Genomic DNA, 15,860 nt, shown 5'->3' with positions numbered 1-15,860 from the left:
TAGTACGACAAGGCGAGACAACGACGCCAGGGGAGTTTTTTAGCCGCTCTTACAGCACGCGCTGCCCTTCGCGCCACACGCCACGCACCACGGCCTGGCGGCCGCCATCGGGCAGCTCGGCCATGTGCACCTGCACCAGGTCGGCGCGCAGGCCGGGCGCGAGCGCGCCCCGGTCCGCCATGCCTGCCGCCTTGGCGGGGTTGCGGGTGACGGTGGCCACGGCCTGGGGCAGGGGCAGGATGTCGTCCTGCACCAGCCGCATCACCGCGCTCAGCAGGCTGCCGGGCACGTAGTCGGACGAGAGGATGTCCAAGAGCCCCCGGCGTGCCAGATCGGCCGCCGCCACATTGCCCGAGTGCGAACCACCGCGCACCACGTTGGGCCCGCCCATCACGGTAAGCAAGCCACGTTCGTGCGCAGCCTGGGCTGCGGCCAGTGTGGTCGGGAACTCCGACATCGCGGCCCCTTCGGCATGGGCCTGCTCCACATGGGCCACCGTGGTGTCGTCGTGGCTGGCTAGCGAGATGCCGTGTGTGCGGCAGTAATCCACAAAGTACGCACGGTGTGGCTCGGCGTACTGCGCCTGCAGCGTGGCCGCGTGCGCCACTTGGCGCTCGAATTTCTCGGCGCTCCAGCCCTTCTTGCCGGTGTAGTAGATGCGTGCCTGCTCGATGTTCTCCCACTGGCGCTGACCTGGGGTGTGGTCCATCAGCGAGATCAACGACAGGCGCGGGTGCCCGTGGAACGGCTCGAACAGGTCGATGGTGTTGGGCGCAGGCAGCTCGCAGCGCACATGCAGGTGGTGGTCGGCCCGCAGCAGGTTGCGCTCGGTGCAGGTGTCGATGGTGTCGAGCACGCGGTTCCAGGCGCTGCCGCGCAGGCTGTCCACGTCGGCCTCGCCCACGCCCAGCGCGTCCAGCACGGTGGTGATGCCTGCGGCGGCAATCTCGGCGTCGTGCGCCAGCAGTGCGGGCATCTCGGCCCACTGCACCTTGGGGCGCGGCATGAGGTGGCGCTCGAAGTTGTCGGTGTGGATTTCGACCAGGCCCGGCAGCAGGTAGTCGCCACCCAGGTCAATGCCCTGCAACGCCGATGTGCCGCCGCCGTCCACCGACGCGATGCGCCCAGCGTCCACCTGCAGGCTGCCCAACACCACTTCGCCCGGCAGCACCATGCGGGCGTTTTTGAACACGGTCGCGGTCATGCCAATACCCCCCGGAAGTCACCCACATTCACACGGCGTGTGGCCACGGCGGCCCCCACCTGCGCGTCGTGAAAAATGCCCACCAGGGCCGCGCCGCGCGCCACGGCTTCGCGGATCATGGCAATCACGGTCTCTGTGTTGGCCGCGTCGAGCGATGCAGTCGGCTCGTCCAGCAGCAGCAGCGGCTTGGGCTTGATCATGTTGCGGGCGATGTTGATGCGCTGCTGCTCCCCGCCGGAGAAGGTGGCGGGCGGCAGATGCCACAGCCGCTCGGGGATGCGCAGGCGGGTCAGCCACCGGCGCGCTTCCTGGCGCGCGGCCTCGATGCCCGCAGGGTCGTCGCCCGCGTCTTCGGCCAGCGGCTCGGCCACCACATCCAGGGCCGACACACGCGGGATGACCCGCAAGAACTGGCTCACATAGCCCACGGTGTCGCGCCGCAGCTGCACCAGCGCACGCGGCGTGGCCTGCGTCACGTCCACCACGGTGCCATCGGCCGACCGCACGGTGATGCGGCCGGCATTGACCCGGTAGTTGGCGTAGATCATCTTGAGCAGTGTGCTCTTGCCCATGCCCGAGGGGCCGTCAAGCACCACGCACTCGCCGGGCTGCACGGCCAGGTCCACCTGGGCGAGCACGGGCAGTTCAATGCCGTTCTGGTGGTGCAGGGTGAAGCGCTTGGCCACCCCTTGCATCTGGAGGATGGGCGCAATGGAAGGAGGCTGGTTCATGGCTGCAGTACCGAAGAAACGAGGAGCTGGGTGTAGGGGTGTTGCGGGTCGTCGAGCACCTGGTCGGTCAGGCCCGCCTCGACCACGCGGCCGCGTTGCATGACCACCATGCGGTGGGCCAGCAGGCGCGCCACGGCCAGGTCGTGTGTGACCACAATGGCCGCCAGCTGCATCTGCCGCGTGAGCTGGCGCAGCAGGTCCAGCAGGCGCGCCTGCACCGACACATCGAGGCCCGAGGTGGGTTCGTCCATGAACACCAGGCGAGGCTGCGTGACGAGGTTGCGCGCAATCTGCAGGCGCTGGCGCATGCCGCCTGAAAAGGTGCGCGGTGCATCGTCGATGCGTGCGGCATCAATCTCCACGCGCTGCAGCCATTCCGTGGCCGTGGCGCGCAGGCGGCCGTAGTGACGCTCGCCCAGGCCCATCAGGCGCTCGCCCACGTTGGCGCCAGCGGACACATCCATGCGCAGGCCGTCCGCCGCGTGCTGGTGCACAAAGCCCCAGTCGGTGCGGGCCAGCAGGCGCTGCTGCGCTTCGGTCATGGCATAGATGTCCTGCAACTCGCCGCTGCGCTGGCGGAACTGCACCGTGCCTTCGTCCGGCGCGCTGCGCGCCGCAATGGCATTCAGCAGCGTGGACTTGCCGGAGCCCGACTCGCCCACCACGGCCAGCACCTCGCCGGGCCACAGGTCAAAGGACGCGCCTTGCAGCGCCACGCGGTCGCCATAGCGCTTGCTGACGTTGCGCACGCTCAGCAGCGGCGCAGCAAGTTCGAGGTGGTTCATGAGAGGTTCTCGACGACAAAGCTCAGGCCGTGCTGTGCAAAGCCCAGGGATTCATAAAAGGCATGCGCGCCCTTGCGGCGAGCGTTGGACGAGAGCGCGAGCTTGTAGCAGCCCGCATCGCGCGCCTGCTGCATGGCGTGGGCCATCATCTGGCGGCCAATGCCACGGCCCTGCTGGTCCTGCGCCACCACCACGTCTTCGACGATGGCCGAGGGCGCGCCCCGGTGCGCCAGGTTGTGCATGACGAGCAGCGAATAGGTGCCCACTACCGCGCCGTGCTGCGCGGGGTCGCAAGCGACCCATAGACGGTAGCTGGGGTAGCGCGCAAACTGGGCCCACACGGCCTGGGCTTCTTCCAGCGTCAGCACGTCGGCGGAGCTGTCTTCAATGGCGGCGTACAGCGCCAGCACGCTCTCCAGGTCGCCCTGCCGGACTTCGCGGATCTGCACGGCGCTCATGCCGCGCCGCCTTGTTCCACCGCCGATTCAGCCTGCTGCGCCTGGCGTTCCTGGCAGTAATCCGAGTCGGAACACACATGCATGCGCCCGCCCTGGTCGTCGGTGATGACCTCGTCCAGAAAGCTGTCGGTGGCACCGCACAGCGCACAGGCGGCATCCCAGCGCTGCACCTCGAACGGGTGGTCTTCAAAACCAAGGCTCTCCACCGGCGTGTAGGGCGGTACGGCGTAGATGCGCTTTTCGCGGCCCGCGCCAAACAGCTGCAGCGCGGGGTTCAAGTGCATCTTGGGGTTGTCGAACTTCGGGATGGGCGACGGCGCCATCACATAGCGGCCATTGACCAGCACCGGGTAGTCGTACGTGGTGGCGATGTGGCCATAGCGCGCGATGTCTTCGTAGAGCTTGACATGCATGAGCCCGTACTCGGCCAGGCCGTGCAGGGTGCGCGTTTCGGTCTCGCGCGGCTCCAGGCGCTGCATGGGCTCGGGCACGGGCACTTGGTAGACGATGACCTGGCCTTCGGCCAGCGGCGTCTCGGGGATGCGGTGGCGCGTCTGGATCAGCGTGGCCTCCCGCGTGCGGGTGGTAGTGGCCACGGCCGTGGTGCGCTCAAAAAAGCGGCGAATGTTGACCGCATTGACCGTGTCGTCCGATCCCTGGTCGATGACCTTGAGGCAGTCCTCTGGGCCGATGATGGACGCGGTGACCTGGATGCCGCCCGTGCCCCAGCCGTAGGGCAGGGGCATTTCGCGCGAGCCAAACGGCACCTGGTAGCCGGGGATGGCCACGGCCTTGAGGATGGCGCGGCGGATCATGCGCTTGGTGCGCTCGTCCAGGTAGGCAAAGTTGAAGTGGCCGTCCACCGGCGCGGCGTCGGCGGGCAGGCCCATCACGGCGGGTTCCAGGGGCGCGTTCATGCGGCGTCCTCCTCGGCGGGGGTGGTGGGTTGGGCGGCAGCGGCGCGCATCTTGCGCACCAGCTCCAGTTCGGACTGAAAGTCCACGTAGTGCGGCAGCTTCAAGTGCTGCACGAAGCCTGAGGCCTCCAGGCTGTCGCTGTGGCCCAGCACGAACTCCTGCATCTGGGCGGGCGACTCGACGGGCTCGCCCAGCTCGTCGGCACGCAGGGCGCGGTCCACCAGGCTCATGGCCATGGCCTTGCGCTCGCTGTGGCCGAACGCCAGGCCGTAGCCACGGGTGAACTGCGGCGGCTGGCTCTTGCTGCCGGCAAACTGGTTCACCATCTCGCACTCGGTGATCTCGATGTCGCCGATGTCGATGACAAAGCCCAGCTCTTCGGGTTCGATCTCCACCGCCACCGTGCCCAGGCGCACCTCGCCCACAAAGGGGTGCGAGTGCGAGTAGCCGCGCTGTGTGGAATACGCCATGGCGAGCAAAAAGCCCTCGTCGCCGCGCGCCAGGTTTTGCAGGCGCGTGGCCCGGTTGGCGGGGAAGCGCAGCGGCTCGCGGGTCAGGTCCGTGGGCGCGGGGTCGCCTGGGGGGACGGGGCGGGTTTCGATCAAGCCTTCCTGGTTGAGCAGGTCCACTACGCGCGGCGTGGGGCCAGATGGCACAGCCGCTGGCGCATCAGCAGGTGGCGTCACCGTGCCTTCGGCCAGCAGCTTGAAGTCCAGCAGGCGCTGGGTGTAGTCGTAGGTGGGGCCCAGCACCTGGCCACCGGGCAGGTCCTTGAAGGTGGCGGAGATGCGCCGGTCCAGCGCCATGCGGCGGGTGTCCAGCGGGCAGGTGGTGCCCAGGCGCGGCAGCGTGGCGCGGTAGGCCCGCAGCAAGAAGATGGCTTCCACCAAGTCGCCCGCCGCTTGCTTGATGGCGAGGGCCGCCAGTTCGGGGTCGTACACCGAGCCCTCGGTCATCACCCGGTCCACGGCCAGCTTGAGCTGCTGGCGGATCTGCGCCACCGAGAGTTCGGGCTGCGATACATCGCCCCGGCGCTGGCGGGCCAGCAACTGGTAGCTGTTGAGAATGGCGGCTTCTCCACCTTTGACGGCTACATACATGTTCAGGCCTCCTGTAGCGCAGCGGCGCTGCGCGTCGCCCGCGTGGTGCGTGGCAGCCCCACGATGTGGCCTGGGGTGCCCAGCAACAAGTCCACACCGCGTGGAAACATGGCATGGTTGGCGGCCCACTGCGTCTCGAAGTCGTCGGGCAAGCCATCCACGTGCAAGGTCGCCACATCCCGTATGCCGGGGCCGCGCAAGTGCCACGCATCACTCGCGTCCGTCGTGGTGGTGGCGGCACGCGATACATCGACCATGCAAGTCGCTGACTGGTCGGGGTAGATATCGGTGCCCAGGGCCAGACGGTTCAGGGCAGGCAGCGCATCACCCTGCGCCACCCACACAAAACGAGCCTGCGCCGGATCGGTCACCACAGTGCAGCCTGTGTGAAAGCGCAGCCAGGCACCGGCATCACTGGCTGCCAGCCTGGGCGAGAGCCACAACGTGCAGTCGCTGTCGAGCAGGGCCAGCAGCACGGCAGCCGATGCGGCATGCCCCACGGCAGGAGCCTGCGCGTCGTGTTCTACCGCCACCGTGCGGCCGGGGTGCGACAGCGCCTGCAGCACGGCGCGGAACACCGCCTGGCTACCAAAGGCTTCGTTCGAGAATCCGGCACCCAGCGATGCCAAAGGGGTCACTGGGATCATCGGGGTCGCGCTCATTCGGTGTCCTCGTCGTTGTCGGCACCGCTCTCGCGCGCCACGGTAAAGAAGTCCACCTTGGTGCTGGCAGCCCGCGCCTGGCGCTCGGCCTGGGTGTTGCGCAGGTGGTTGCGGATGGGTTCGAGCAGTTGTGCGTCCAGCACCGGTTGCTGAACAGGGTCTTGCAGCAGCGCATCGGCCAGCGCGGCCAGCTGCACCTGGCGGTGCGACCGTCCCAGCACGTAGGCCACGCCCACGGTGGCCTCAGCAGCGTCCCATGCATCAGCCACGCGTAGCGCGCAGCGCGTGACGGTGACCTCACCCAGGTTGAAGCGCTCGCCCGTTCCGCCAGCGCGGCCCTGCACCATCATCAGGCCGGTCTCGGGCGCACGCAGCCAGCGCGCGGGGCGCGTGGCATGCTCGTGCAAGGCAGATTCGAGCAGCCCCAGCGGTGCCCGGGCCAGCAGCGCCATCCACTGCGCGCGGCCCAGGGGGCGGTCCGGCCCCGGGTTGTCAAAGGCTTGAAACATGGAAGTGGTACCCTGAAAGTTGTATAGACAAATCGAACAACTGGCGCCAGCTTAAAGAGCGCGCATGTAGGTTTCATGACAGCCAGCACCACCTCTCTCACGACCTCGTTACAGGCCCCGCAAGCACTACCGCGCTCCACGCGCGACAGCTTCTGGACGCGCATTGCCGCCGAGCTGGCGGAGGCCATCGGCAGCGGCGTCTACCCGCCGGGCCAGCGCCTGCCCTCGGAGCACGCGCTGGCCGAGCAGTTCGGCGTGAACCGGCACACCATCCGCCGCTCGCTCGCCAGCCTGTGCAGCCAAGGGCTGGTGCGCATCACGCAGGGCAGCGGCACCTATGTGGAAGACTTTGCGGTGGACCTGGTGCTGGGCAAGCGCACGCGGCACCAGCAGGGCCTGGCGCAGGCGGGACTGCGCGGCAGCCTGGTGGTGCTGCGGGCGCAGACCACGCGCGCCACAGCGGCGCTGGCCAAGGCGTTGCAGGTGCCCGCGCGCAGCCCGCTGCTGGCGCTGCGCGTGCGCGGCGACGCCGAAGGCCAGCCCCTGCACATCAGCGAGCGCTACTTTCCCCTGCCGCGCTTCGAGAACCTGGCGGCCGTGGTGCGCGATACCGGCTCCATCACTGCAGGCTTCACCGCCCACGGCGTGGCCGACTACACCCGCCGCGAAAGCCGCATCACCGCCGAGCTGCCCAGCGCCGAAGTAGCCGCCCAGCTGCGCCAGCCCACGTCACGCCCCGTGCTGCAGGTAGAGAGCCTGAACGTGGACCTGGCAGGCACGCCCATCGAATGGGCCCGCGCCTGGTTTGCGGGCGACCGCGTGAAACTGACGATTGACCACAATGAACACGCCTGACATGCCACCCACCCACCACCGCTATGCGGTCTATTTCGCACCCAACCCGGGCAGCCTGGGCTGGCTGGCCGGCAGCCACTGGCTGGGGCGCTGCGCTGCGTTGCTGCAGCCGCTGCAGCAGCTCGCCATCGACGGCGTGGCGGCCGACACGCTGCACCGCCTGACCGCAGCACCCCGCCGCTACGGCTGGCACGCCACGCTCAAGGCGCCGTTTGCGCTGGCGCCCGGCACCGACTGGATCACGCTGCACCAGGCCGTGCAGGAGGTTGCACGCGGGCTGCAACCCTTTGTGCTGCCGCCACTGCAGGTACAACGCATCGACGACTTTCTGGCGCTGGTGCCCCCGGCGCTGCACCCCGCCAATGCACAGATCCAGGAGACCGCCGCCACCTGCGTGACGGCGCTGCAGCCCCTGGCCGCGCCCCTGTCCGAAGCCGACCTGGCCCGGCGCCGTGCAGCGGTGCTCACCGCCCGGCAGGACGCGCTGCTGCAGCAATGGGGCTACCCGTTTGTGCTGGACGAGTTCCGATTCCACATGTCGCTCACCGGTAGCCTGGCGGAGATAGACGCACCCACGCAGTCGCTGGTGTTCGAGGCCGCACAGGAATTTTTCTCGGACCTGCCCATCCTGAAGTTCAACAGCCTCGCCTTGTTCGCAGAGCCCACGCCCGGCGCAGACTTTGTGCTGCTGGACCACCTGGAGATGGGCGCATGACCGCCGGTCGGTTGGTCTACTGCATGGGCCCCTCGGGTGCGGGCAAGGACAGCCTGCTGGACTGGCTACGCACGCACCTGCCCCAGCCTGGCCCCGTGCACTGGGCGCAGCGCACCATCAGCCGTGCCGCGACATCCGGAGGTGAAGCGCACAACAGCGTTTCGCCCCAAGCGTTTGCAGCGCTGTGCAGCGAGCACGCCTTTGCCCTGCACTGGCATGCCAACGGCCTGGGCTACGGCGTAAGGCATGCGCAACTGGCGCCGCTGGCGCGGGGCCACTGGGTGCTCCTCAATGGCTCGCGCGCCTACCTGCCTGAGGCCCTGGCGCGGTTCCCGGACCTGGTAGCCGTGCACATCACCGCCAGCCCGCAGGTGCTGCGCGAGCGCCTTCTGTCGCGCGGCCGCGAGACGCGCGAAGAGGTGGAGACCCGGGTGCAGCGCGCGCTGGCCTATACCCCGCCCCCGGGAGCCGCCAGCCTGGAGGTGCACAACGACGGCGCGCTGGGCGATGCAGGCCAGCGGCTGCTGAACGCGCTGGAAAATTTGCCGGGCTGGCCCCGGCGCAGTGGCAAACTTTCGCCCATCGCCCCCATCCTTTCCAGCACGCCATGACCGCCATCACGATTTATCACAACCCAAAGTGCGGCACGTCCCGCAACACCCTCGCCATGATCCGCAACAGTGGCGTGGAGCCCGAGGTCATTGAATACCTGAAAACCCCGCCCGACCGCGCCACACTGGTGGCGCTGATTGCGGCGACCGGCGAGCCGGTGATCAACGCCGTGCGCACCAAGGAAGCGGTCTTCACCGAGCTGCAGCTGGACGCACCGGGCGTCACCGACGCCCAGCTCATCGACGCGATGCTGCAGCACCCCATCCTCATCAACCGCCCCATCGTGGTCACGTCCCTGGGCACACGGCTGTGCCGCCCGTCTGAGAAGGTGCTGGACATCCTGCCTGCACCGCAGCAAGGTGCCTTCACCAAGGAGGATGGCGAAGTCGTCATCAACGCGCAGGGCCAGCGTGCCTGAGGCCACCGCACACCCCGATGCCGTAGCGCACCGCGCGGCATGAGCGCCGCCTCGCAACGCTGGACCGTGGCGCGCCTGGGCACAGCCCAGACGCTGGCCTGGGCCTCGTCCTACTACCTGCCCGCCATGCTGGCCGCGCCCATGGCGCGCGACCTGGGCGTGGCCACGCCCACGGTGTTCGCGGCGTTTTCGGTGGCGCTCATCGTGTCGGCGCTGCTCGGGCCTTTCGCGGGCCGGACCATCGACCGCCACGGCGGCCGCCCGGTGCTGGTGGGCACCAACCTGTTGTTTGCAGCTGCTCTGGCGGGCATGGCCTTGGCGCAAGGCCCCGTGGGTCTGTTTGCCGCCTGGGTGTTGATGGGCGTGGCCATGGGTTCGGGCCTGTACGAGGCTGCGTTTGCCACGCTGGTACGTCTGTACGGCCAGGGCGCTCGCGGCGCCATCACCGGCATCACGCTAATTGCGGGGTTTGCCAGCACCGTGGGCTGGCCGCTGTCGGCCTGGATGGAGACGCAGTGGGGCTGGCGCGGAGCGTGTGCGGGCTGGGCGGCGCTGCACTTGCTGGTGGGCGTGCCGCTCAATGGCTGGCTGCCCCGTGCCGACACCACAAAGAAGCCGCCCCCACCTTCGGCGGATGTGCCTGTGGCGGGCACCTCGGCACCGGCGGCACCCGCCACGTCCGCAGCCGCCCACCCGCTGCGCACCACCGTGCTGCTGTCGTTTGTGTTTGCCGTCACCTGGTTCACCAGCACCGCCATGGCGGCCCACCTGCCGCGCCTGTTGCAGGCCAGCGGCACATCGCTGGAGGCGGCTGTGGCCCTGGCCGCGCTGGTGGGCCCGGCCCAGGTGGCAGCGCGCCTGCTGGAGTTTGGCTTGCTGCGCCGCCTGCACCCGCTGCTGTCGGCCCAGCTGGCCGCCGCTGCACACCCCGTGGGCGCGGGCCTGCTGATGGTGCTGGGCGGGCCTGCGGCGGCGGTGTTCACCCTGCTGCATGGCGCGGGCAACGGCATCCTGACCATTGCCAAGGGCACGCTGCCGCTGGTGCTGTTTGGCCCTGCGGGCTACGGCACGCGCCAGGGCCTGATGATGGTGCCCGCCCGTGTGGCGCAGGCGTTTGCCCCCATTCTGTTCGGCATGGCCCTGGACCGCACTGGCGCCGCCGCTCTCTGGCTCACCACACTGCTGGGCCTGGCTGCGTTGGGAGCGCTGTGGCTGCTGCGGCCTGTGGCGCGGGCCTGAACGATCCATCAATCAATCGATCAACCGCGCGGCACCACAAACGCCTTCCGCGCCGCAAGTGCTGCGGCGCGCGAATGGCAGCCCTCCAGGTGGTCATTCACCAGCCCCATGGCCTGCATGAAGGCGTAGACCGTGGTCGGACCCACAAAACTCCAGCCGCGCTTTTTCAGGTCCTTGGACATGGCGATGGATGCGGCCGAAGTGGACAGGGTGCGCGCCACTTCGCGCGTGAGGCGCTCGGGCCGGTCGGTGGCGGCGGGCTCGTAGCGCCAGGCGTAGTGCGCCAGCGAGCCGAACTCGCGCCGCAGCTCCAGCACCCGGCGCGCGTTGTTGATGGTGGACTCGATCTTGCCCCGGTGGCGCACGATGGCCGCGTCCTGCACCAGGCGCTCAACCTCGGCAGGGCCGAAGGCCGCGACCTGCTCGGCGTCGAAGTTGGCGAACGCGGCGCGAAAGCCCTCGCGCTTGTTCAGGATGGTGAGCCAGCTCAGGCCCGACTGAAAACCCTCCAGGCAGATCTTCTCGAACAGCCGGCGGTCGTCCGCCACCGGGAAGCCCCACTCGGTGTCGTGGTAGTGGCGGTACAGCGGCGTGGCCTGGCACCAGGAGCAACGCGGGCAACCGGCTTCGTCAGCAAACAGGCCGTCGGCCAGTGCGGGTGGGCGAGCAGGATCTTCAGCAGTCGAAGAGGTCATGCGCGGCATTCTAGAAAGCGCCACAGCCAGGCTGCTGACAGGGCGAGCACCAAGGACCCGATCTGCCCATAAACTGCACGGCATGCGCGAGCCACTTACCCGCCTGCGGGCCACTTTCAGCCTGATGTTTTGCCTGGTACTGGGCGGCTGCGCCAGCACCTCCGGCCCCTCCAACGCGTGGGGCTACTACTGGCAGTCGCTGCGTGGGCACATGCAGATCATGCATGCCGCAGAACCCATTGACGACTGGGTGGCGCGCAAAGACATCTCGCCCGCCCTGCGCGAGCGGCTGCAGCTCGCACAACGTGCGCGGGCCTTTGCGGTCACAGAACTCGGCCTGCCCGACAACGCCAGCTACCGCCGCTATGCCGACCTGAAGCGCTCCGCCGCCGTGTGGAATGTGGTGGCTGCACCGCCCTATTCGCTGACGCTGCACACCTGGTGCTTTCCGGTCACGGGCTGCATTGGCTACCGCGGCTATTTCACCGAGGCCGCAGCGCAGGCCGAGGCCGCCGAGCTGGCCGCGCAGGGCCTGGAGGTGGAGGTGTACGGCGTACCCGCGTACTCCACACTGGGCTACATGAACTGGGCGGGCGGCGACCCGCTGCTGTCCACCTTCATCGCCTGGCCCGAGGGCGACTTTGTGCGCCTGCTGTTCCACGAGCTGGCGCACCAGGTGGTCTATGCCCAAAACGACACCTTGTTCAACGAGTCCTTTGCCACGGCGGTGGAGCGCATCGGTGTGGCGCAGTGGCTGGCTACGCAATCCACCCCCGCCGCGCGCGAAGCCTATGCCACCAGCGAGGCGCGGCGCAGCGCCTTCCGCGCGCTCACCCGGGCCACACGCACCCGCCTGGCGGCCATTTATGAGCAAAAAGAGCTTCAAGCGCTAGAGGACCATGCGCTGAATGCTATGAAAACAGAAGCAATGAAGGCTTTCCGAGACGACTATGCCGCGCTGCGCGCACGCTGGCTGGACGCGCCGGGCGGCACGCCGCCCCGGGCCACAACCGCCCAGGTGGCCGGCTACGACCGCTGGGTGGCCCAGGCCAACAACGCCAGCTTTGCGGCCCAGGCCGCCTACGACGAACTGGTGCCTGCATTCGAGGCCTTGTTTGAACGCGAGGGCCGCAACTGGCCCCGGTTTTATGATGCCGTACGACAACTGACGCAGCAGCCCCAGCCCGAGCGGCACGAGGCCCTGCGCGCCCTTTTACCTGACCCGCAACACCTCAAGGAGACAGCCGGTGCCTGACATTCATATCCACCGCGAACACCACCTGGGTTTCAAGGAAGCCCGCAAGGTCGCCTTCTCCTGGGCCGAGAAGGCCGAAGAAAAATTCGACATGGAATGCACCTACGAAGAGGGCGAGAAGGAAGACCTGCTCACCTTCACCCGCACTGGTGTCAAAGGCACGCTGCTGGTGGATGCCCACCAGTTCGAGATGAAGGCGCAGCTGGGCTTCTTGCTGGGCGCCTTCAAGGACCGCATCGAGGCCGAAATTGGCGAGCAGCTGGACGCCCTCCTCAACGCACCCCACCCCGGCGCCAAGAAGCCCGCCGCAGACAAGAAGAAACATGCAGTAGACGCGGATGCTGACAAGCCGGCCCCCAAGGCAGCGGCCAAGCCCGCCGCCAAGGCCAAGAAGGCCTAGCCGCAAGGGCCCCGCCATGACATCCACCGCGAACAAGGCCAGCGCCCACAGCCCGGCGTTTGACACCCTCTCCACGCTGCTGCACACCCGCTACAGCTGCCGCGCCTTTCTGCCCGAGCCGCTCCCGCGCAGCACCATCGAGGCCATCCTGGCCGCCGCGCAGCGCACGGCCTCGTGGTGCAACGCCCAGCCCTGGCAGCTCACCATTGCCAGCGGTACCACGCTGGCGCGTCTGCGCAGCGCCCTGCAATCCCACATGCTCGCCGCCGCGCCCCAGCCCGACCTGCCATGGCCCCGTGAATACCGGGGCATATACCAGGAGCGGCGGCGCGAATGTGGCTGGGGCCTGTACGAAGCCCTGGGCATTGCCAGGGGCGACCGCGAAGCCTCGGCGCGCCAGGCGGCGCAGAACTTCACCATGTTTGGTGCGCCGCATGTGGCCATCGTCACCAGCGACGAGGCCCTGGGCGTGTATGGCGCGGTGGACTGCGGCGCGTATGTGAGCAACTTCATGCTGGCCGCGCACAGCCTGGGCGTGGGCTCCATCGCGCAGGCCGCGCTGGCCTCCTACCCCGGCGTGCTGCGTGACGTGCTGGGCATTGGCGAGGACCGCAGCATCGTCTGCGGCATTTCGTTCGGCATGGCAGACCCAGCCCACCCGGCCAACCATTTCCGCACCACCCGCGCCGACCCGGCCAGCAGCGTGGTGTGGAAGGACTGAGACGCCGAGAGGCGGGACCTGACGGGCGTCAGGCTACAACACGCAGCAGGGGACTGCGTGTATGCAGCAACCCAAACAGGTTCTTGGGGTCGGACAGCTGGGGGATGAGTTCGATGGGCTGGCCCATGCCCAGCTCGGCCGCCGCGTCGCGCAGGAAGCGCAGCGCAGAAAAGTCCTCCAGCGCAAAGCCTACCGAGTCGAACACCGTCACCGCCGCATCGCTGGCGCGCCCGCCATGCTGGCCCGCCAACACTTGCCACAGCTCGGTCACTGCAAAGTCAGGCGACAGTTGCTGGATGTCGCCTTCGATGCGCGTTTGCGGCGCGTATTCCACAAACACCTGGGCCTGGCGCAGCACGTCGGCATGCATCTCGGTCTTGCCGGGGCAGTCGCCGCCCACCGCGTTGATGTGCATGCCGGGCGCCAGCAGGTCGGGCGTGAGGATGGTGGCGTTGGTCTTGTCGGCCGTCACCGTGGTCACGATGTCGGCGCCGCGCACGGCCTCGGCCGTGCTGGTGCAGGCCACGGGGCGCAGGCCCACCGTGCCTTGCAGGTTGGCCTGCAGCTTGGCCGTTGCAGCCGGATCGGTGTCGAATAAACGCAGGGAGTCGATACCCAGCAGATGGTGAAAGGCCAGCGCCTGGAACTCGCTCTGTGCACCGTTGCCAATCAGCGCCATGGTGCGGGCACCGGGGCGGGCCAAGGCCCGTGCGGCCACGGCCGACATGGCGGCGGTGCGCAGCGCGGTGGTGAGGGTGAGTTCGCTCAACAGCAGCGGCGCGCCCGTGGACACATCGGCCAGCACGCCAAACGCCATCACCGTGGACAGGCCCCAGCGCGTGTTCTTGGGGTGGCCGTTGACGTACTTGAATGCATAGGTCTGCCCATCTGCAATGGGCATGAGTTCGATCACGCCGTCGCGCGAGTGGCTGGCTACCCGTGCGGATTTGTCGAAGGCGCCCCAGCGCAAGAAGTCATCATGGATGTAGTCGGAGATGCCGCGCAGGCAGGCCTCGATGCCCTTGCGCTGCACCAGCGCGATCACATCAGGGGCGCTGAGGTACAGGGTGGAAAAGTGCTGGGGGGTAGCCATGATGTGGGTCTCCGGGTGCCGATGTATGCGTCTGCAGCCAGTGTCCCGAAGCGCAAAAACAATGGGAATCGCCCAAACTGCCGCCTATTGCAGGGCGGTTTGCCGGTATGCCAGCCAAAATTGCCACTTTGCTCAAAAGCCCAGGGCTGCGTTTGGCGCAGCCCACGCGCTATCCTCTGCCGCTTGATTTGCCCCGCACCATGACGTCCCCAGAAATCCTCATCAGCGAAGTCGGCCCGCGCGACGGCCTGCAGTCCGTCCAGGCCACCATGCCCACCACCCACAAGCTGCGCTGGATCGACGCGCTGGTGGCGGCGGGCCTGCGGGAGATCGAGGTCGGCTCGTTCGTGCCCGCCCGCCTGCTACCCCAGATGGCCGATGTGGCCGAGGTGGTGCGCCACGCGCTCACCCACCCCGGCATCACCGTGATGGCGCTGGCGCCCAACCTGCGTGGGGCCGAAGCCGCGCTGGCGGCGGGCGTGCACAAGGTCACGCTGCCGGTGTCGGCCAGCGCCGCGCATTCGCTGGCCAACGTGCGCAAGACGCGCGAGGCCATGGTCGAAGAGGTGCGCGCCGTGGCACAGCTGCGCGACGCGCAGGCGCCTGGCGTGCTGGTGGAGGTGGGGCTGTCCACCGCCTTTGGCTGCACGCTGCAAGGCGCGGTGCCCGAGGACGATGTGATCTGGCTCGCCGGCCTGTGTGCGGAGGCGGGCGCCGATGAGGTGGGCTTGTCGGACACCACCGGCATGGCCAACCCGGCCCAGGTGCGCCGCCTGTTCACGCGTTTGCGCGCCGAACTAGGCGCCAAGGCCGGGGCGGCCCACATGCACAACACCCGAGGCCTGGGCCTGGCCAACTGCCTGGCGGCCTACGACGTGGGGGTGCGCACCTTTGATGCGTCGCTGGGCGGGCTGGGCGGTTGCCCCTATGCGCCGGGCGCGTCGGGCAATGTGGTGACCGAAGACCTGGTGTTCATGTTTGAGGCCATGGGCATCACCACGGGGGTGGACCTGGAGCGCCTGATGGCCGCGCGCGCGCCGCTGCAGGCGGGGCTGCCGGGCGAGCCGGTCTATGGGATGACGCCGGAGGCGGGATTGCCCAAGGGGTGGGTTCAGCGTTAGACCGCCGTTGCACCCAAAGAAAAAGGCGACCTTGGTCGCCTTTTTCTTTGGGAGTACGCCGTATCAGCTCAGCGAGGTAATCAGGTCCACATACTGCTGTTTGGCCTCGTCGGCGCTGGTGCCCTTGAGCTTTTCCCAGGCGTCCCACTTGGCACGGCCCACCATGTCGGAGAAGCTGGGCTTCTTCTCGGTGTTGTCGCCAGCGGTGGCCTGCTTGTACAGCGCGTAGATCTTGAGCAGCGTGGCGTTGTCGGGACGCTCGCTCAGGTTCTTGGAATTGGCCACGGCGGCTTCGAAGGTGGCGTTGAGGTCGGCCATGTCTGTGTGCTCCTTGGGATGTATGGGGGAGGGAAAGAACGGTGTCGGCAAG

20 protein-coding genes are annotated in these 15,860 nt (G+C 68.2%); 9 read left to right on the top strand and 11 right to left on the bottom strand.

The features are described 5' to 3' along the window. Positions 1-49: 49 nt before the first annotated feature. From ACOYR4_RS02585 to phnG, 8 genes are read right to left on the bottom strand one after another with little or no spacing between them, the layout of a single operon-like run. Positions 50-1,204 (bottom strand): alpha-D-ribose 1-methylphosphonate 5-triphosphate diphosphatase, encoded by a 1,155-nt coding sequence (locus tag ACOYR4_RS02585; protein WP_422848541.1) that lies wholly within the window; start codon positions 1,202-1,204, stop codon positions 50-52. Continuing rightward, positions 1,201-1,935 carry a phosphonate C-P lyase system protein PhnL gene (gene phnL, locus ACOYR4_RS02580; protein ID WP_422848540.1) on the bottom strand — a complete coding sequence of 245 codons (735 nt, stop codon included), beginning with the start codon at positions 1,933-1,935 and terminating at the stop codon, positions 1,201-1,203. Before phnL ends, ACOYR4_RS02585 begins: the two co-directional genes overlap by 4 nt. After that, positions 1,932-2,720 (bottom strand): phosphonate C-P lyase system protein PhnK, encoded by a 789-nt coding sequence (phnK, locus tag ACOYR4_RS02575; protein ID WP_422848539.1) that lies wholly within the window; start codon positions 2,718-2,720, stop codon positions 1,932-1,934. The genes phnL and phnK overlap by 4 nt, the downstream gene beginning before the upstream one ends. After that, positions 2,717-3,178, bottom strand: coding sequence for a GNAT family N-acetyltransferase (locus ACOYR4_RS02570; protein WP_422848538.1), 462 nt, complete (start codon positions 3,176-3,178; stop codon positions 2,717-2,719). Before ACOYR4_RS02570 ends, phnK begins: the two co-directional genes overlap by 4 nt. Continuing rightward, positions 3,175-4,095, bottom strand: a complete 921-nt coding sequence (locus tag ACOYR4_RS02565) for an alpha-D-ribose 1-methylphosphonate 5-phosphate C-P-lyase PhnJ (RefSeq protein WP_422848537.1) — start codon at positions 4,093-4,095, stop codon at positions 3,175-3,177. Before ACOYR4_RS02565 ends, ACOYR4_RS02570 begins: the two co-directional genes overlap by 4 nt. After that, positions 4,092-5,195: a carbon-phosphorus lyase complex subunit PhnI gene (locus tag ACOYR4_RS02560; protein WP_422848536.1), complete on the bottom strand. Its 1,104-nt coding sequence runs from the start codon at positions 5,193-5,195 to the stop codon at positions 4,092-4,094. Before ACOYR4_RS02560 ends, ACOYR4_RS02565 begins: the two co-directional genes overlap by 4 nt. Before the next feature lie 2 nt (positions 5,196-5,197). Continuing rightward, positions 5,198-5,857, bottom strand: a complete 660-nt coding sequence (gene phnH / locus ACOYR4_RS02555) for a phosphonate C-P lyase system protein PhnH (protein ID WP_422848535.1) — start codon at positions 5,855-5,857, stop codon at positions 5,198-5,200. Beyond that, positions 5,854-6,366 carry a phosphonate C-P lyase system protein PhnG gene (gene phnG / locus ACOYR4_RS02550; RefSeq protein ID WP_422848534.1) on the bottom strand — a complete coding sequence of 171 codons (513 nt, stop codon included), beginning with the start codon at positions 6,364-6,366 and terminating at the stop codon, positions 5,854-5,856. Before phnG ends, phnH begins: the two co-directional genes overlap by 4 nt. Before the next feature lie 75 nt (positions 6,367-6,441). Between phnG and phnF the strand changes: the two genes are divergently transcribed. Genes phnF through ACOYR4_RS02525 form a run of 5 tightly spaced genes read left to right on the top strand, consistent with a single transcriptional unit; the run spans position 6,442 to position 10,205 of the window. Then, the gene (phnF, locus tag ACOYR4_RS02545; RefSeq protein ID WP_422848533.1) at positions 6,442-7,221 is read left to right on the top strand and encodes a phosphonate metabolism transcriptional regulator PhnF; all 780 of its coding nucleotides are present in this window, start codon (positions 6,442-6,444) and stop codon (positions 7,219-7,221) included. After that, a complete protein-coding gene (locus ACOYR4_RS02540) occupies positions 7,208-7,936 on the top strand; it encodes a DUF1045 domain-containing protein (RefSeq protein WP_422848532.1) in 729 nt (242 codons plus the stop codon). Before phnF ends, ACOYR4_RS02540 begins: the two co-directional genes overlap by 14 nt. Continuing rightward, on the top strand, positions 7,933-8,547 hold the full coding sequence (gene phnN / locus ACOYR4_RS02535) for a phosphonate metabolism protein/1,5-bisphosphokinase (PRPP-forming) PhnN (protein ID WP_422848531.1): 615 nt from the start codon (positions 7,933-7,935) through the stop codon (positions 8,545-8,547). The genes ACOYR4_RS02540 and phnN overlap by 4 nt, the downstream gene beginning before the upstream one ends. Then, positions 8,544-8,966 (top strand): arsenate reductase (glutaredoxin), encoded by a 423-nt coding sequence (arsC, locus tag ACOYR4_RS02530; RefSeq protein ID WP_422848530.1) that lies wholly within the window; start codon positions 8,544-8,546, stop codon positions 8,964-8,966. Before phnN ends, arsC begins: the two co-directional genes overlap by 4 nt. Positions 8,967-9,005: 39 nt before the next feature. Next, on the top strand, positions 9,006-10,205 hold the full coding sequence (locus ACOYR4_RS02525; RefSeq protein ID WP_422848529.1) for an MFS transporter: 1,200 nt from the start codon (positions 9,006-9,008) through the stop codon (positions 10,203-10,205). A 20-nt stretch (positions 10,206-10,225) separates the two neighbouring features. On the opposite strand, the gene ACOYR4_RS02520 is transcribed toward ACOYR4_RS02525, so the two are convergent. Then, the gene (locus ACOYR4_RS02520) at positions 10,226-10,900 is read right to left on the bottom strand and encodes a DNA-3-methyladenine glycosylase I (RefSeq protein WP_422848528.1); all 675 of its coding nucleotides are present in this window, start codon (positions 10,898-10,900) and stop codon (positions 10,226-10,228) included. An 82-nt stretch (positions 10,901-10,982) separates the two neighbouring features. Here ACOYR4_RS02520 and ACOYR4_RS02515 point away from each other — a divergent pair, with 82 nt between their 5' ends. From ACOYR4_RS02515 to ACOYR4_RS02505, 3 genes are read left to right on the top strand one after another with little or no spacing between them, the layout of a single operon-like run. Beyond that, a complete protein-coding gene (locus ACOYR4_RS02515) occupies positions 10,983-12,155 on the top strand; it encodes an aminopeptidase (protein ID WP_422848527.1) in 1,173 nt (390 codons plus the stop codon). Beyond that, the gene (locus tag ACOYR4_RS02510) at positions 12,148-12,555 is read left to right on the top strand and encodes a polyhydroxyalkanoic acid system family protein (protein ID WP_422848526.1); all 408 of its coding nucleotides are present in this window, start codon (positions 12,148-12,150) and stop codon (positions 12,553-12,555) included. Before ACOYR4_RS02515 ends, ACOYR4_RS02510 begins: the two co-directional genes overlap by 8 nt. A 16-nt stretch (positions 12,556-12,571) precedes the next feature. Continuing rightward, positions 12,572-13,276, top strand: a complete 705-nt coding sequence (locus tag ACOYR4_RS02505; RefSeq protein WP_422848525.1) for a nitroreductase — start codon at positions 12,572-12,574, stop codon at positions 13,274-13,276. A 28-nt stretch (positions 13,277-13,304) separates the two neighbouring features. On the opposite strand, the gene ACOYR4_RS02500 is transcribed toward ACOYR4_RS02505, so the two are convergent. After that, entirely contained in the window at positions 13,305-14,369 is a 1,065-nt protein-coding gene (locus ACOYR4_RS02500; protein WP_422848524.1) for an ornithine cyclodeaminase, read from the bottom strand. A 200-nt stretch (positions 14,370-14,569) separates the two neighbouring features. On the opposite strand from ACOYR4_RS02500, the gene ACOYR4_RS02495 reads away from it, so the two are divergent. Continuing rightward, on the top strand, positions 14,570-15,490 hold the full coding sequence (locus ACOYR4_RS02495; protein WP_422848523.1) for a hydroxymethylglutaryl-CoA lyase: 921 nt from the start codon (positions 14,570-14,572) through the stop codon (positions 15,488-15,490). Between the two features lie 63 nt (positions 15,491-15,553). Here the strand turns inward: ACOYR4_RS02495 and ACOYR4_RS02490 are convergent, their stop codons facing one another. Further along, positions 15,554-15,808 (bottom strand): acyl-CoA-binding protein, encoded by a 255-nt coding sequence (locus tag ACOYR4_RS02490; RefSeq protein ID WP_060985084.1) that lies wholly within the window; start codon positions 15,806-15,808, stop codon positions 15,554-15,556. Positions 15,809-15,860: the final 52 nt, after the last annotated feature.

Origin of the sequence: Acidovorax sp. M14 (assembly GCF_049331375.1) — a bacterium.
Lineage (GTDB): Bacteria > Pseudomonadota > Gammaproteobacteria > Burkholderiales > Burkholderiaceae_C > Acidovorax.
The sequence above is the reverse complement of the archived record's forward strand: the minus strand, read 5'-3'. Positions and strand labels throughout refer to the sequence as shown.

What these genes read in the sequence shown, in the direction of transcription:
- ACOYR4_RS02585 (WP_422848541.1), bottom strand. Translation starts at nt 1,204, where the DNA reads ATGACCGCGACCGTGTTCAAAAACGCCCGCATGGTGCTGCCGGGCGAA.
- phnL (WP_422848540.1), bottom strand. Translation starts at nt 1,935, where the DNA reads ATGAACCAGCCTCCTTCCATTGCGCCCATCCTCCAGATGCAAGGGGTG.
- phnK (WP_422848539.1), bottom strand. Translation starts at nt 2,720, where the DNA reads ATGAACCACCTCGAACTTGCTGCGCCGCTGCTGAGCGTGCGCAACGTC.
- ACOYR4_RS02570 (WP_422848538.1), bottom strand. Translation starts at nt 3,178, where the DNA reads ATGAGCGCCGTGCAGATCCGCGAAGTCCGGCAGGGCGACCTGGAGAGC.
- ACOYR4_RS02565 (WP_422848537.1), bottom strand. Translation starts at nt 4,095, where the DNA reads ATGAACGCGCCCCTGGAACCCGCCGTGATGGGCCTGCCCGCCGACGCC.
- ACOYR4_RS02560 (WP_422848536.1), bottom strand. Translation starts at nt 5,195, where the DNA reads ATGTATGTAGCCGTCAAAGGTGGAGAAGCCGCCATTCTCAACAGCTAC.
- phnH (WP_422848535.1), bottom strand. Translation starts at nt 5,857, where the DNA reads ATGAGCGCGACCCCGATGATCCCAGTGACCCCTTTGGCATCGCTGGGT.
- phnG (WP_422848534.1), bottom strand. Translation starts at nt 6,366, where the DNA reads ATGTTTCAAGCCTTTGACAACCCGGGGCCGGACCGCCCCCTGGGCCGC.
- phnF (WP_422848533.1), top strand. Translation starts at nt 6,442, where the DNA reads ATGACAGCCAGCACCACCTCTCTCACGACCTCGTTACAGGCCCCGCAA.
- ACOYR4_RS02540 (WP_422848532.1), top strand. Translation starts at nt 7,208, where the DNA reads ATGAACACGCCTGACATGCCACCCACCCACCACCGCTATGCGGTCTAT.
- phnN (WP_422848531.1), top strand. Translation starts at nt 7,933, where the DNA reads ATGACCGCCGGTCGGTTGGTCTACTGCATGGGCCCCTCGGGTGCGGGC.
- arsC (WP_422848530.1), top strand. Translation starts at nt 8,544, where the DNA reads ATGACCGCCATCACGATTTATCACAACCCAAAGTGCGGCACGTCCCGC.
- ACOYR4_RS02525 (WP_422848529.1), top strand. Translation starts at nt 9,006, where the DNA reads ATGAGCGCCGCCTCGCAACGCTGGACCGTGGCGCGCCTGGGCACAGCC.
- ACOYR4_RS02520 (WP_422848528.1), bottom strand. Translation starts at nt 10,900, where the DNA reads ATGACCTCTTCGACTGCTGAAGATCCTGCTCGCCCACCCGCACTGGCC.
- ACOYR4_RS02515 (WP_422848527.1), top strand. Translation starts at nt 10,983, where the DNA reads ATGCGCGAGCCACTTACCCGCCTGCGGGCCACTTTCAGCCTGATGTTT.
- ACOYR4_RS02505 (WP_422848525.1), top strand. Translation starts at nt 12,572, where the DNA reads ATGACATCCACCGCGAACAAGGCCAGCGCCCACAGCCCGGCGTTTGAC.
- ACOYR4_RS02500 (WP_422848524.1), bottom strand. Translation starts at nt 14,369, where the DNA reads ATGGCTACCCCCCAGCACTTTTCCACCCTGTACCTCAGCGCCCCTGAT.
- ACOYR4_RS02495 (WP_422848523.1), top strand. Translation starts at nt 14,570, where the DNA reads ATGACGTCCCCAGAAATCCTCATCAGCGAAGTCGGCCCGCGCGACGGC.
- ACOYR4_RS02490 (WP_060985084.1), bottom strand. Translation starts at nt 15,808, where the DNA reads ATGGCCGACCTCAACGCCACCTTCGAAGCCGCCGTGGCCAATTCCAAG.